13 protein-coding genes are annotated in these 14,715 nt (G+C 70.3%); 12 read left to right on the top strand and 1 reads right to left on the bottom strand.

What is annotated here, in order from left to right:
* Positions 1 to 132: 132 nt before the first annotated feature.
* Positions 133 to 1,581 carry an amidohydrolase family protein gene (locus tag AB0D85_RS07995; RefSeq protein ID WP_362315358.1) on the bottom strand — a complete coding sequence of 483 codons (1,449 nt, stop codon included), beginning with the start codon at positions 1,579 to 1,581 and terminating at the stop codon, positions 133 to 135.
* 273 nt (positions 1,582 to 1,854) lie between these two features.
* On the opposite strand from AB0D85_RS07995, the gene AB0D85_RS07990 reads away from it, so the two are divergent.
* From AB0D85_RS07990 to AB0D85_RS07935, 12 genes are all read left to right on the top strand, one after another.
* On the top strand, positions 1,855 to 2,682 hold the full coding sequence (locus tag AB0D85_RS07990) for an IclR family transcriptional regulator C-terminal domain-containing protein (protein WP_362315355.1): 828 nt from the start codon (positions 1,855 to 1,857) through the stop codon (positions 2,680 to 2,682).
* A gap of 72 nt (positions 2,683 to 2,754) precedes the next feature.
* Entirely contained in the window at positions 2,755 to 3,945 is a 1,191-nt protein-coding gene (locus tag AB0D85_RS07985; protein WP_362316581.1) for a CoA transferase, read from the top strand.
* Complete coding sequence (locus AB0D85_RS07980; RefSeq protein ID WP_362315353.1) at positions 3,938 to 4,780, top strand: citryl-CoA lyase; 843 nt, start codon at positions 3,938 to 3,940, stop codon at positions 4,778 to 4,780. The genes AB0D85_RS07985 and AB0D85_RS07980 overlap by 8 nt, the downstream gene beginning before the upstream one ends.
* A 58-nt stretch (positions 4,781 to 4,838) precedes the next feature.
* A complete protein-coding gene (locus AB0D85_RS07975) occupies positions 4,839 to 5,696 on the top strand; it encodes a dioxygenase (protein WP_362315350.1) in 858 nt (285 codons plus the stop codon).
* Positions 5,697 to 6,168: 472 nt separating this feature from the next.
* A complete protein-coding gene (locus AB0D85_RS07970) occupies positions 6,169 to 7,026 on the top strand; it encodes a DUF6879 family protein (protein ID WP_362315347.1) in 858 nt (285 codons plus the stop codon).
* A 252-nt stretch (positions 7,027 to 7,278) separates the two neighbouring features.
* Complete coding sequence (locus AB0D85_RS07965; protein ID WP_362315344.1) at positions 7,279 to 7,842, top strand: carboxymuconolactone decarboxylase family protein; 564 nt, start codon at positions 7,279 to 7,281, stop codon at positions 7,840 to 7,842.
* A gap of 151 nt (positions 7,843 to 7,993) precedes the next feature.
* Complete coding sequence (locus AB0D85_RS07960) at positions 7,994 to 9,283, top strand: MFS transporter (protein WP_362315341.1); 1,290 nt, start codon at positions 7,994 to 7,996, stop codon at positions 9,281 to 9,283.
* Positions 9,284 to 9,347: 64 nt separating this feature from the next.
* Entirely contained in the window at positions 9,348 to 10,643 is a 1,296-nt protein-coding gene (locus AB0D85_RS07955) for a neutral/alkaline non-lysosomal ceramidase N-terminal domain-containing protein (RefSeq protein WP_362315338.1), read from the top strand.
* Positions 10,640 to 11,884, top strand: a complete 1,245-nt coding sequence (locus AB0D85_RS07950) for a hypothetical protein (RefSeq protein ID WP_362315335.1) — start codon at positions 10,640 to 10,642, stop codon at positions 11,882 to 11,884. Before AB0D85_RS07955 ends, AB0D85_RS07950 begins: the two co-directional genes overlap by 4 nt.
* Before the next feature lie 297 nt (positions 11,885 to 12,181).
* A complete protein-coding gene (locus AB0D85_RS07945) occupies positions 12,182 to 13,579 on the top strand; it encodes a hypothetical protein (protein WP_362315332.1) in 1,398 nt (465 codons plus the stop codon).
* Between the two features lie 65 nt (positions 13,580 to 13,644).
* A complete protein-coding gene (locus AB0D85_RS07940; protein WP_362315330.1) occupies positions 13,645 to 14,208 on the top strand; it encodes a hypothetical protein in 564 nt (187 codons plus the stop codon).
* A gap of 50 nt (positions 14,209 to 14,258) precedes the next feature.
* Positions 14,259 to 14,690: a hypothetical protein gene (locus AB0D85_RS07935; RefSeq protein ID WP_362315327.1), complete on the top strand. Its 432-nt coding sequence runs from the start codon at positions 14,259 to 14,261 to the stop codon at positions 14,688 to 14,690.
* Positions 14,691 to 14,715 lie beyond the last annotated feature (25 nt).

Here is a 14,715-nt window from a genome sequence, read left to right as displayed (position 1 = left end):
GACCACCCATTCCAGTCGCATGAACTCAACGGACCCGCGCCGGATCGGGAACATGCTTGGCGTTGTGAACTGTGCCGCGGGAGGCGGCTGCAGCCGAGGCGGGGTCGCGTGAGCCGGGCCTTGTTCCGCCGGTCAACGACTGTGCGTCGAGGCGCTGCGGTAGTCGGTGTACGTGTAGGGGTTGTCGAGGACCTTCGTCTCGGGGATGTCCGGGTTCATGCCCTTCACCCATGCCTCCTCGCCCATGGCCGACCGCAGGTGTTCCACGGTCTGCTCGACCGTGCGCCGCACCGCGTTCAGGTCGACGCCGAGCAGCCGGTGCTCGTGCTTGACCACGCGGCCGTCGACGACCACGGTGTGCACGTCTCCGCGCTGGGCCTGGAACGCCACATGTCCGTAGGGGTTGAGGACCGGGAACGAGACCGGCGAGTGGTCGTTCTTCAACAGCACGAGGTCGGCCTTCTTGCCCGCCTCGATGCTGCCCAGGTCCCGCTCGCGGCCGAGTGCCCTGGCACCGCCGAGCGTCGCCCACTCCACCACCTGGTCGGCGCGCAGAGCGCAGTGGGTGACGGTCTCACCGCCGGCGTGGGCTTCCAGGTGCTCGCGGGCGCGGTCCGCGCCGAGTGTGGTGCGCATGGCGGAGAAGAGGTCGCCGCTCCACCACACGCTCGTGTCCATCGACAGGGAGACGGGGATGCCGTGGGAGCGGATCGCCCAGGTCGTGGGATAGCCCTGGCCGGCGCTCTGCTCGCTCTCCGTGGAAACCGAGACGGAGCCGCCGGTGGCCGCGATGCGGTGGTAGGAGTCGGCCGACAGGGTGGAGGCGTGTACGTAGACCGTCTCGGGGTTCATGAATCCGTGCTCGTGCATCAGCCGGATGCCGTCGTCGTTGGTGGCGCCCCAGACGCCGGCGTGGGTGGTGACGGCGACGCCGAGTTCGCGGGCCACCTCGAAGGCCGGCTTCTCGGGGAACGCGGGGTCGCCGGTGACATCGAAGGCGAGCTGGAAGCCCAGCATGTCGTCGCCGGTGATGCGGCGGCGGACGAAGTCCCGGAACTCCGGTGCCGCGGTCCATTCCGCCGGCGCCTGCTGGATGTTGCCGTAGGCGAGGACGAACCGTCCGGGCACCGACTGGAGCGCGTCCACGGCCGCGTCCGCGTGGGCGACCGTCTGCAGCCCGTGTGACCAGTCGACGACCGTGGTCACCCCGGCGTCCAGCGCTTCGACGGCGGCGAGGAGGTTTCCGGCGTGCACGTCCTCGGGCCGGAAGGCCTTGCCGTGTTCGAGGTAGTACCAGACGAAATACTGGCTCAGGGTCCAGTCGGCGCCGTAACCGCGCATCGCCGTCTGCCACATGTGCCGATGCGTGTCGATCATGCCGGGCATCACGATGCCGCCGGACGCATCGATTTCCGACGTGCCCTCCGGGACGGCGAGCCGCGGGCCGACCGCGGTGATCCGGTCGCCGGTCACGAGTACGTCGGTGTCGGTGAGCACCCGACGCGCGCGGTCCATGGGCAGCACCGTGCCGCCGCGGAAGACGACGGGGCGTCCCGCCGGGAATGGGGTGGACTGGCTCATCACTGAATCTCCCACTCTGCGCCGGACGAGTGTCCGTATGGCGGCTCGTTGTTGCTGTCTGATGGTCATCAGGCTGCAGACCGCTGTCAATACTGTGCGTATTCCGAACTCCGCCCAGAAGTTTCGGTGGATGTCCGCTCTACGGTCGGATGGCAGCCGTTGACGCCGCACCATGGACACAGGAGCCTGTTGTCCTGCGTAGAGTGCCCGCGGTGGGCTGTCCGTGAGACGGACATGCGCGCAGTGAAGTCGACGACATCCAGAGGAGCCACCATGCCGCGTGAAGGAACCGGGCCCGATTTCATCGAGGCGCTGGCCCGAGGTCTGGAGGTCATCACCGCGTTCCAGCCCCGGCAGCCGGTGATGACCTTGACCGACGTGGCGACCGCGACAGGACTGGCCAGACCCACCGCGCGACGGATCCTGCTCACCCTGGCCGAACTGGGATACGTACGCCCGCAGGCCGGTGGTTTCGCCCTGACCCCGCGCGTCCTGGACCTCGGTGTGGCCTACGTCCGCTCGATGGGACTGTGGGACGTGGCCCGTCCGCACCTGGAATGGCTGGTCGAGCGCACGAACGAGTCCTGCTCGATCGCCCAGCTCGACGGCTCGGACATCCTCTACGTCGCACGGGTCTCGGTGCCCAAGATCGTGACCCTCGCCGTGCAGATCGGCACCCGTTTCCCCGCGCTGCCCACCTCGCTGGGCAAGGTCCTGCTGGCCGCCCTGCCGCCCGAGGACGTGGCCCGGATCCTCGCCGAACCCAGCCGCTCCGGCCTGGAGTCGGTGTGGCACCCGGACCGGGCCGAGTGGGAGGCGGAGCTGCGTGAAGTGCGCGCACGAGGGTGGGCGATGACCGACGAACAGCTGGCCAGGGGCATCCGTTCGGTGGCGGCTCCGCTCCGGGACGGCTCGGGCCGGGTCGTCGCGAGCGTCAACGTCAACGCGCACGCCGCCGAGACCTCGATGGAGGTGCTGCTCAACGACTACCTGCCGCTTCTCCTGCAGGCCGCCGGCGAGATCAGCGTGGACTTCGCCCGGCTGGAGTCCGCACCGCACGCCGTCCGGCCGACGGGAGTGGGCGCGGCCGTGAAGTCTTGACGCCTTCTCCGTCAAGGACACAGAATCGCCTTCCGGACGATCGTCCGCTCTGCGGACGAGGAGGCGAGAATGATGTCACAGAGCGCCAAGCCCGCTCGGCAGGGCACCGAGGCACCCCTTTCCGGGGTGCTGGTCGCGGACTTCTCGCGGATCCTTGCCGGGCCGTACGCCACGATGCTGCTCGCCGACCTGGGAGCCGACGTGGTCAAGGTCGAGGGACCGAACGGCGACGACACCCGGACCTGGATCCCCCCGACCCGTGGCGAGGTCTCGACCTACTACCTCGGGATCAACCGGGGGAAGCGTTCGATCGCCCTCGACCTGCGTGACGAGGACGACGCCGAGGTCGCCCGGAAGCTCGCCCGCCGGGCGGACGTCCTGATCGAGAACCTCAAGCCCGGCGGCATGGCCAAGTACGGCCTGGACTTCGAGTCGCTCCGGCGGGACAACCCCGGTCTGATCTACACGTCGATCACCGGATTCGGTGCCGGGCCCGGCCGCCACGTCCCCGGCTACGACCTCATGGTGCAGGCCATCTCCGGGCTCATGAGCCTGACCGGCGACCCGGACGGGCCGCCCTACCGGGCCGGGATATCCGTGTTCGACGTCATGGCGGGCAACCACGCCGCGATCGGCATCCTCGCCGCACTGCGGCACAGGGACGCCACGGGCGCGGGCCAACTCGTCGAGGTGAACCTGCTGTCCTCGGCCCTGACCGGACTGGTCAACCACAGCTCGGCCTACGTCGCCGGCGGTACCGTGCCGTACCGGATGGGCAACGCCCACCCCAGCGTCTTCCCGTACGAGCCCTTGCCCACCGCCGACAACGACCTCATCGTGACCGCCGCCAACGACGGCCAGTTCCGCAAGCTGTGCGAAGTACTCGGCATACCGGAGGTCGCCGACGACCCGCGGTTCGCCCGCAACGCCGACCGCACCGCCCACCGCGAACAACTGCGCCCGTTGCTGGTCGAGAGGCTGGTGACACGCGACGCCACCGAATGGTTCGAGGCGCTGGTGGAGGCCGGCGTACCGAGCGGACCGATCAACACCATCGACGGCGGGTTCGCCATGGCCGAGCGCTTCGGACTCGACCCGGTCGTCACCGTGGGGGAGGGGGACCGCGCGGTGCCCACCACCCGGCATCCGATCCGGTTCTCCGAGACTCCCGCCGCCTACCGGCTGCCACCGCCCGAACTCGACGAACACGGCGAGGAGTTGCGCAAGTGGCTGTCCGGAGCCGAGGAGGCCGACCATGGCTGAGCCGGCACCCCGCCCCGCCTACCCCACCGCACTGGGCGCTTCCGACCTGAGGACCATCACCCTGCTCGGGCACGACCTGGCCGAGGACATCATGGGCTCGGTCGGCTTCGGCGAACTCGCGTTCTGGCTCGCCACCCAGCGGCGGCCCACGCCCGGCGAGACACGCGTCTTCGAGGCCGTGCTCGCCGCACTGACCGACCACGGCTTCACCCCCACGGCCATCGTCACCCGCCTGACCTACCTCTCCGCACCGGACTCGGTCCAGGGCGCCCTCGCCGCCGGCCTGCTCGGCGGCGGCTCCCGCTTCCTCGGCGTCACCGAGGACACCGGCCGCTTCCTGCACGACGTACTGGAGTCCCTCGACGGTGCCCTGCCCACCCAGGAGGCGGGCTGGGACGAGCTCGCCCTGCGCACGGTCCGGGAGCAGCGCGAGGCCGGGAAATTCGTCCCCGGCCTGGGGCACCACGTACACAAGGAGGGCGACCCCCGCACACCGCGGCTGATGCGCATCGCACAGGAGGAGGGCGTCTTCGGACCGCACCTGCACCTGTTCGCCGCCATCGGCCGAGTCCACCCGGCCGTGCTGAACAGAACACTTCCCCTCAACGGAGCGGGCGTCTGCGGCGCCGCCCTCGCGGACCTCGGTCTCCCGCTGCCGCTGCTGCGCGGCTTCGCGCTGCTGGCCCGTACCGCCGGGCTGATCGGCCAGCTCGCCGAGGAACTGCGCCACCCGGTCGCACAGGACGTCTTCCTGTCCGTCGACCTCAACAACACCCCCGTCCCACCGGACCCCTACACCCCAGAACCCCTCGGGGAAGGACGGCGCGAGGACTGACCCCGCGACCGCCGCACGCCCTCCACCGCAACCGCCCGCAGACCAAGGAGCCGCAACCGTGTTCGTCGACGAGGACAACATCACCGAGCTGGCCGTTCAGCGCTGGGCCACTGCGCACTCCCCGAGGCTGGGCGAACTCATGACCGCGCTCGTCCGTCACCTGCACGAATTCTCCCGTGAGGTGCGGCTCACCGAGGACGAGTGGATGGCCGCGATCGAGTGGCTGACCGCGGCCGGCCAGACCTGCGACGACAAGCGACAGGAACTGATCCTCACCTCCGACGTGCTCGGACTGAGCACCCTTGTCGTGCAGTTGAACAACATGTTCGCGCCGCAGGCGACCCCCGCCACGGTGCTCGGGCCGTTCCACATCGACGACTCGCCGACCGCGCCCTACGGCTTCGACATGTCGGACGGCATCGAGGGCACACCGCTGTTCTTCACCGGCAAGGTGACGGACATCGAGGGCAAGCCCCTCCCCGGCGTCGTGCTCGACGTCTGGCAGGCCGACGCCGACGGCGCCTACGAAGCCCAGCTCCCCGAGATCGACGAAGCCCGTCTTCGGGCCAAGTACCGCACCCGCGAGGACGGCACGTACTGCATCCGGACCATCGCGCCGCGCGGCTACGCCATCCCCATGGACGGCCCTGTCGGCGACCTGATGCGCAAGACGGACATCAGCTACTTCCGGCCCGCACACGTCCACTTCCTCATCGACGAGCCCGACTACCGCAAGCTGATCACCCACTTGTTCCAGGAGGGCAGCGAATACCTGGAGTCCGACGTCGTGTTCGGCACCAAGGATGCGTTGATCATCCCCTTCACCGAACGACCGGCGGGCGCCGCCCCCGACGGCAGCACACTCGAAGTGCCGTACCTGCAAGCCGAGTACGACTTCATCCTGCAGCCTCGCTGACCAAGAGACGGTCGACCGCGACGTCACAGCGGCCTCCGTCTGATCCCGTGCTCCGTCGCAGAGGCACTTGACCAGTACGAAGGGAGCAACAGCCGCAACGGCACCCATGCCAAGACCGTGCTGACCGACGTCGGGCCGACGGAAGCGAAGGCGCCTCGCGACACTGCCGACCGCAAGCGGTGGACCATGCGCTGGAAGGCGCCGCTCAACGCGTTCGACGAGTTCCTCACCCTCTACCCGGACACGGCCGCGCAGGGGTGGACCGACCAGGACCGCGAGATCGCCGGCACCGTGATGGAGCTCGGCGAGCACTACGGGCCGATGCGCGTGGCATCGGCCCGCAAGGTCGATTCCTGGCGGCGCTACTTCGCCACCCATGGCTCCCTCAGCGAGACCATGTACGGTTTCCGTACGCTACGGGCATCTTTGAATGTACGGTTCGCCGCCGGGGCGAAGCTCTGGGGAGCGCGCCATGTCCGAGCTGTTCGACGCGGTCGACGCACTGATCGCGTCCGTGTCACCGTTGCCGCCGCCCGCGGAGCGCAGGCGACTGCGCTCCGCGCACGGCCTGACCCAGGAGCAGATCGCCGGCGCGCTGCGGATCCGGCGCGCGACGGTGAGCGACTGGGAGGCGGGCCGCACGGAACCCCGCCAGCCGGAACGGGAGGCGTACGCGCACCTGCTCAGGAACCTGGCGCGGCTCCACCCCGGCGAATCCGCCGCGTCTCCCCGTGTCGAGCCGCCGGCGCCGGACGACTCCGTCACGCCCCCGGCCTCCTCCTGGCCCCTCGACACCACCTCCCGGCCCCTCGAGCCGGACGAGTTCGAGCACCTCTTCACCACGTTCACCCACACCGCCTGGCGTCTGGAAGGCCGCCGCCGCTACGGCTGGCACGAACGGCAGCCCGAGTACCGGGCGTTCACCGAGGGCAGCCATGTGCACTGGGACATCGACGCCCCCTGGTGCCGCAACCGGCGTGCGCAGACCGCCCAGGGCAAACGGTTCCAGCGGGTGCGGATCATCGACGAGCCGCACACCGAGTGCCAGTTGTACCTGCTGCTGCAGAACACCCCGCGCAACGCCGCCACCGGCGAGGACATCCGCTTCCTCACCCGTGCCGGATCCGGCACGCGCGGCCTGCCCGACGAGGACTTCTGGATCTTCGACACGGCGGCGGTCGCCGTCCTGCGCTTCGACGACGAGGACGAGGTGACCGGGACCGAGCTGATCACCGCTCCCGTCGAGGTGCTGCGCTACGCGCAGGCCCGGGACGCGGCCTGGCATCACGCGGTGTCACAGGAACGGATGGCGGACGGCCTCGGCGTCTGAACACCGGACGGCCTCGGACACCGAGCTTGCACAGGGCGAAAGATGTGTTTGCGCGACCCGTGACCGTCGCCGTCAGCAGCGGCTCGCGGCGGCCGCCGCACCCCGTCCAACGGCAATGTATGCCTTCCTTTCGCGGCGGTTCCACCCCGTAGACACCACCATTCCGCTGCGGTCATGTTTCCCGCGGGCCACTTTCCGTTCCCGGCCCGTCGCGAGCAGGGAGGCATTGTGCGGTTGACACCGCTACTCGACTTGAGCACGGAGCAGGCAGAGCTGCGGGCTCGGCTGGAAGCGCGCAGGGGAGGGGTCCACGGCCCCTTCCAGGTGCTGCTGCGCAGCCCGGAGCTGGGCGGGCGGTTGGAGGAGCTGAGCACCTCCTGCATGCGGGACTCGGCGCTGCCGCCCCGGCTGCGGGAGCTGACGCTGCTGACCGTGGCCCGCCGGTTCGACGCCCAGCACTCGTGGCTCGCCCACGTGGGCAGGGGCGAGGCGGCCGGCCTGGACCCGGCGGCCCTGGCCCGGCTGGCCCGTGGCGAGGAACCCGGCTTTCGCGGGCCCGACGAGCGGATCCTCCACCGGTTCGTCGAGCAACTCCTGGCCGACCACTTCGTCGACGACGACACGTACGCCGCCGCACTCGCGGAGTTCGGCGAACGGACGCTGATCGACCTGGTGATCGTGACGGGTGGCTTCGCCTCCCTCGCGCTCGTGCTGAACACCTTCCAGGTGGACCTGCCGCCCACCGCCGCACCGCCGTTCCCCGACGTCACCGGCTTCCGCCGCACACCGCGCGACAACGCGCCGGCCGCCTCCTGAGCGGGCGCCCCGCACCACGGGCGCGACACCGACGTCCCCCGCACCGGCCCGCCGCGCGCTCTCCGTTCCCTCCGTCGGGCGAACGCTCACGCCCGCCCCCTGTCCCCAGCCCCCGTTCTCCCCGTCCCCGAGTGAAGCGAGGCACAACGCCGTGTCCGAAACCGCAGTCCGTCCGCGCCCCCGTCCCTGGCGCACCGCCACCCTCGGCGGCATGGCGTCCTACCTGGACGGCGCCACCATCGTCACCGTCGGCATGTCGTCGGTGATCCTGCAGAAGCACTTCGGCCTGAGCACCTGGTCGGTCGGCGCGCTCAACTCCTTGCTCATGTTCATGTTCGCCACGGGCGCCGTCGTCGGCGGACGGCTTGGCGACGTCCTGGGCCGGCGCGCCGTCTACTCCGTCGACCTCGTTGTCTACGCCGTCGGCGTGCTCACCGTGCTTCTCGCGCCCGACCAGGCCTGGCTGTTCGCCGGCGTGATCATCACCGGTCTGGCCATGGGGGCCGATGTCCCCACCTCGCTGGCCTTGATGGCGGAGGAGGCGGCCGAAGGACGCCAGAGCAGCACCGTCGCCTATGCCCAGACGCTGTGGCTGGCCGGTGTGGCCGTGACCCAGATCATCGGCTACTTCGTCGGCGACATGGGGATGACGGGCGCCCAGATCATGTTCGGGCATCTGCTGGTCGTCGCGATCGTGGTGTGGGTGCTGCGGCGCGGAGTGTCCGAGTCCGCCGACTGGCAGCGCTCCCGCACCGATCCCGCCGCCGGCCGTGACCTGCGGGCCGCCTTCCGCAAGCCGTACGGCATCGGCCTGCTCGCGACCGGCCTCTACTTCGTCATCAGCGGCATCATGCCGAACGCCATCGGCCAGTTCGGCGCGTTCCTCGTGGTGAACCTCGGCCACTCCACGATCCAGGTGTTCAGCCTGATCGGCTGGGGCACGATGGTCGTCGGCATCGCGGTCGCCCTGCTCTTCCAGCGCCTGGCCGACTCGTCGACCCGCCGCGTGCTGCTGGTCGTCGGCCTGGTGTCGCTGGCCGCCGGCCCGCTGGCCGCCATCGCGGGGGGCTACTCCCTCACCTCCCTGGTCGTGCTGTTCATCGCCAACACCATCGCGGGCACCTGGGCGGGCGAGGGCCTGTACAAGGTGTGGAGCCAGGAGATCTTCCCGACCGGGATCCGCAGCACCGCCCAGGGACTCACCTTCGGCGCAGCCCGGTATGTCATGGCGGTCTTCGGCCTGTTCACGCCGACCCTGGTCCAGGACACCCCGACCCTGTTCATGGGCATCCTCATCGCGCTCGGCGCGGTGGCCACGGTCGTCGGTCTGCTGTGGCTGCCCCGACTGCCCAAGCACGGCCTGCGGGCCGGCGAGGACCGGGCGGCGCCCGGTGCCGCCACCCGCGAGGACTCCGGCGCCTCACTGTCCGGCTCGGCCTGACCGTCCCGGACCTCCCCGCCTCCCCATGCCATCGTTCTCCGCACACCACCAGGAGTGACCCCCCTTGCCTCCCGAGCACCACACCCCCGCAGCCGCCGCCTTCCCGCCCTCCACCGGGCAGCTGCGGGTCGGCGCGGTCAAGGCGGACATCACCCCCCGGGACCTGACCGGGCTGCACCCCATGCCCGGCGCGTTCTCCGCCGTGCACGACCCGCTCTTCCTGCGCGTGCTGTACCTCGGCAACGGCGACACCGAGGCGGTCCTGGTGTCGCTGGACCTCATCGAGGCCGGCGACGTCAGCCCGCTGCGCAAGCGCGTCGAGAGCGAACTCGGCATCCCCGCCGACCATGTCGTCGTCACCGCGACCCACACCCACAACGCCCCCAGGATCGCGGAGGTCTCGCCCGGCGCGCTGGCCCACGCGGGCGGACCGGAGTCGTTCGCGTACACGGAGACCGTCTACGACCGGATCGTCGCCGCACTGCGCGAGGCCCGGGCCACCGCCCGCCCGGCCCGCTTCGGAGCGGGCACCGGCACCGCCGACGTCAACGTCAACCGCGAGCTGTACACCGACGGGCGGTGGACCCTCGGGCACAATCCGGCCGGCCCTTCGGACAAGACGGTCTGGGTGCTCAAGTTCGAGGACCTCGACGGCCGCCCGATCGCGCTCCTGGTCAACTACGCAGTCCACTGCACGGTGGTCTTCGGCACCTCGGAGATCAGCGGCGACCTCGCCGGCGCCGCCTGCCGGCACATCGAGGACGTCCTGGGGGACGACCACGGCGGGCAGCCGGTCGCGCTGTGGACCCCCGGCCCGATGGGGGACCAGGCACCGAGGGTCGACCTCGGCGTCCCGTTCGGACAGGTTCCGGACGAGCGCCGGAAGGCCCGTGCCTACGCGGCCATGGCGGCGCAGGGCCTGATGGTCGCGGCTGAGGCGCTTCGCGTGGCGGGCGGAATCGACGCTCACGACGCGTCGCCGTCGATCAGCGCGGAGCAGCGCACGGTGGCCTGCCCCGTGAAGCCGGGCCGGGACCTCGTGGAGACCATGCGCCAGGCGGCCGCCGACACGGTGCCGCTGCGGCTGTCCCTCGTCCGGGTCGGCGAAGTGGCGCTGGCCGGTGTGTCCGGCGAGGTCGTCACCGAGGTCTACCGGCGGCTGCGGGCCGAGTCTCCGCTGGCCCGCACCGTGCTCGTGTCCATCGCCAACGACCGCATCGGGTACCTGCCCGACGACGCCCGTTTCGACCGCCCGGTCCATTCGGTCAACGGCTGCCCCGTCCCGCGCGGACATGTCGAGGACGCCATCGTCGACGGCGTCCTCGACATGATCCGAGGGCATTTCGGCGGTCCGGCATGAGCAGTCCCGCCCACGCGCTCACAGCCGGCGCCGGCCGGTCGGCCGTCGAACTGCCGCCGGCCGCGCTGCCCCTGGAGGGCTTCACGTCCGTGCGCGATCCTCTCCACGTCCGGGTGGTCGTCCTGGACGACACGGTCACCCGGATCGCCCTGGTCGTCATCGACCAGACATCGGTCTTCGACGAACAGCTCGCCCGTACCCGGGAGATCCTGCGCCGGACCTGTGCCGTGGAACCGCTCGACTGCCTCGTCGTGGCGAGCCACACCTTCTCCGCGCCGCACGTACTGGCACCCGGGGCCGGATCGAAGCGGAACGCCCTGCTCGCCGAGGCCGTCGACGACGCGGTCGACCGCGCCGCGCGAGCGGCGGCGGCCGCCATGCGGCCCGCCCGCGTCGGTTTCGGCCGCGGTACCTGCGAGGTCAACGCCCAGCGGGACGTGGCCACTTCGGACGGCTGGTGGCTGGGCATCGATCCCGCCGGCGACAGCGACCACGGGGTGGGTGTGCTCCGCATCGACGCCCTGGACGGCGTGCCCATCGCCCTGCTGGTCAACTTCGCCGTCCAGTCCTCGGTGACCAAGGACGCGACGACGCGGACGGGTGAGCGCCGGATCAGCGCCGATCTGGCGGGCGCGGCCACCCACCGGGTCGAGGAGCGCTGCGGCGACGGCACCGTGGCCCTCTTCCTGATCGGCGCGGCCGGGGACCAGGCTCCCTATCCGGCCGCCGCCCGTACGCCACCGGACGAAACCTCTGACGTGTCGACGCTGGTGGACCTCCTCGGAGAGCGCCTCGCTGATGTCGTACTGCGGGCGAGCGAGGGCATCGGCACCGAGCCCCTGGCCGTGCCCCTGCGGGTGATCCACGACCGGGTGAAGGTGCCCGGCCAGACACCCCCGGCAGGTCTGCACGCGCTGCGTCCGTCGACCGGCTACGCCTTCGAAGCCGCCGGCACGGCCGAGGCACCGCTGGTGGTGGTGAGGATCGGCGACACGGTTCTCGCCGGTGTCCAGGCCGAGTTGAACGCCCGCACCGGCCTTGCCGTCAAGGCGGCGTCCACCTTCCCTCAGACATGTGTGGTCACCATGGTCAACGGCGCCGCCAAGTACATGGCGGACGCGGGGAGTTACGACCGGATCACCTACGAGGCGATGAACTCCCGTTACGCGAAGGGGGCGGCGGAGATCATGGCCGAGCGGATCGTCGACGTCGTGCGCTCGCTGGACTCCGGAACTGGCTGAAAAATACCGGCGACGAAAATTCATGGCCATTCCACAGTCAAAAGCTATGGAAATTACATGCGTGGCCGATTCCGCGCTGTCCGTGCGCTCGACCGTACGTTTCGCGTACGGTCCCCGTTCTCGCGGCTCCCATGCGGCCCGCGAACGGCCTTCGGCACACACGTCGTGGATCCATTGGTTTCGTCCGGTGAATTGCCGGACGCGATATTCATGGTGATGCTCGTCAATCACCGTGATGCTGCTGCGGTGTTGAATCCGCATGACCGAATGAGCCGAAGATTTACCGCGGAGGATGAAATGCTCGAACAGCACGAAGACGGGAACGCGGAAACCGGGGCCGGCGGGGCCATGAGCCGACGGTCGTTCGTGGCCGCCGGTGCGGCCACGGCCCTCGCCGCCGCGGCCGTGAACGTCGTGGGCAGCGCCACCGCCGCCCAGGCCGCCACGGCGTCGGGCACCGGCCTGAAGGTGGGCGTCGGCAAGGCCGCGTTCACCCCGTCGGCCGCGCTGCTGCCGCTGGACAACTTCACCTCGGTCCACGACGACCTGCACGCGCGGGTGCTCCTCGTGGAGTCCGGCACCCGGCGTATCGCCCTGGTCGTCCTGGACCTGACCTCCATCAGCGCGGAGGCGATCGCGCTGATCCGCCAGGCCGTCACCGGGGCCACGGGCATCACCGCCGCCAACATCATGGTCACGGTGACGCACTGCTTCTCCGCGCCGCACGTCGCTGCCGCCAGCTCGTCGACGGCAGCGGCCACGTACGTCCAGAACATCGCCTCCGCCGCCAAGAGCGCGGTCGCCGACGCCGTCGAGAACCTCCAGGACGCCGAGGTCGGCTACGGCGCCGGCACGGCCGACGTCAACGTCAACCGCAACGTGCTCACCGCCGACGGCTACTGGCTCGGCGCCGACGAGCAGGGGCCGTCCGACAAGGGCGTCTACGTCGCCCGGTTCAACGACCTCGACGGCAACCCCATCGCCGTCCTGACCAACTACAACGTGCAGTCGTGCGTGATGCAGGACTCCGTGATGAGCGACGGCAGCCTGCCGATCACCGCCGACCTGGCGGGTGCCGCCGTCGCCCATGTCGAGGCGCAGTACCCCGGCGCCGTCGGTTTCTGGCTGGTGGGCGCCTGCGGCGACCAGTTCCCTGGTCTGCGCTCGAAGCGCTACACGATCGACAAGGACCGGAACTGGACGTACGGCGTCGACCTGCACGACGCCGGCTTCGCCCTGCTGACCGCGCAGGGCGAGCGCCTGGGCAACGAGATCGTCCGGGTGTCCCAGGCCATCACCGCCTACGAGCGCCGCAAGAACGTCGTGGTGCGTCTGGTCACCGACGACATCACCACCACCCAGGTCCAGGGCGCCCAGCCCTCGGGGCCGGTCAAGACCGCGACCTTCACCCCCGTCGGTACCGCCGAGGTGCCCTTGTGGATCTTCCAGGTCGGCAAGGGCGTGTTCGCCGGAGTGGAGCCCGAACTCTCCACCTGTACCGCGACGGCCATCCGCAAGGCGTCGCCCTTTGCCAGCACCTTCGTGATGTCGATGTTCGAAGGCGGTGCCAAGAACATGCCCGACCGCTGGAATTTCGAGCACTTCACCTATGAAGCGCTGGACGGCTTCTACATCGAGGGCACCGCCGAGCAGGCGGCCGCCCGGATCGAGCGCATTGTCAAGTCCCTGCGCTGAGCCAGTCCGTACCGGTTTCCGGGCCCCCAGAACGCGTCATCCGGGAAAACGAGAAAGGACACGAAATGGCCACACGACGGGCGTTCCTCGGACGGATACTCGGGACCGCGGTCGCGGTCTCGGCGGGCGCGACCGCCTGCAGCTCCGGCTCGGACGGCTCCGGCTCGGCCGCCGGCCACGTCAAGAGCGCCACCGCCATCGCCGTAGCGCTGGAGTACGACGCCGAGATCGACACCTCGAAGCTCTCCAAGTCGACCTTCACGGTCGCGGGCCGCACCGTGACCAAGGTGTACGCCAACACCGGCGTGGCGCTCGCCGACCGGGGCAGCGACGGCAGGTACGTCATCGTGGAACTCTCGCCCGACGACAGCGACGCGCTGCTGTGGGGCGGAGTGCAGTCCGGCATGTTCCCCGGGGGCGGGCAGGGCGGCGGGTCCGCGAGCCCGCAGCCCTCCACCCCGAGCAGCGCCACGGCCTCCTCGACCGGCGCGCCGGTCCTCGCGGGCCCCTCCGTGGGCGCGACCGCCGGCCCGGCGACGATCAAGACGGCCAAAGGCTCCGTGGTCGTCGGTGACGACTACAAGCCGACGGCGTTCTTCGAACCACCGCACACCTGGTCGACGCGCTGACGGCCGAGTACAGCATCCACAGCGACCGGCTCTACTCCACCGGTCAGTCGATGGGCGCGATGATGACCCTCGGCCTGAACATCAAGTACCCCGACCTGTTCGCCGCCTCCTGGGTCGTCGCCGGCCAGTGGCCGTCCGCACAGGCCGCGCCGCTGACCGGGAAGAACCTCTGGGTCACCGTCTCGCAGGGCGACACCAAGGCGTATCCCGGCGAGAACGCGATCATGTCGGTCATCGAGAAGGCCGGCACCGAGGTGGGCCGCGCCGTCTGGGACGGCAGGTCGACCGCCGCGAAGTTCGCCGCGGACGTCAAGGCCATGGCGGCCAGGAAGACGACGGTCAACTACGCCACGTTCCTGAAGGGATCAACCCTCACCGGGGACCAGGCGAAGGGCTCGAACGCCGTCGAGCACAACTCGACCTGGCCGATCGCCTACACGATCGAGGGCATCCGCGAGTGGATCTTCCAACAGCACAAGTAGCACGCCCACAGCTCACAGGTCCCGG

Origin of the sequence: Streptomyces sp. NPDC048277, assembly GCF_040652235.1 — a bacterium.
In the GTDB taxonomy this organism is placed as follows: Bacteria; Actinomycetota; Actinomycetes; order Streptomycetales; family Streptomycetaceae; genus Streptomyces.
This window is presented reverse-complemented; position numbering and strand designations above follow the sequence as displayed.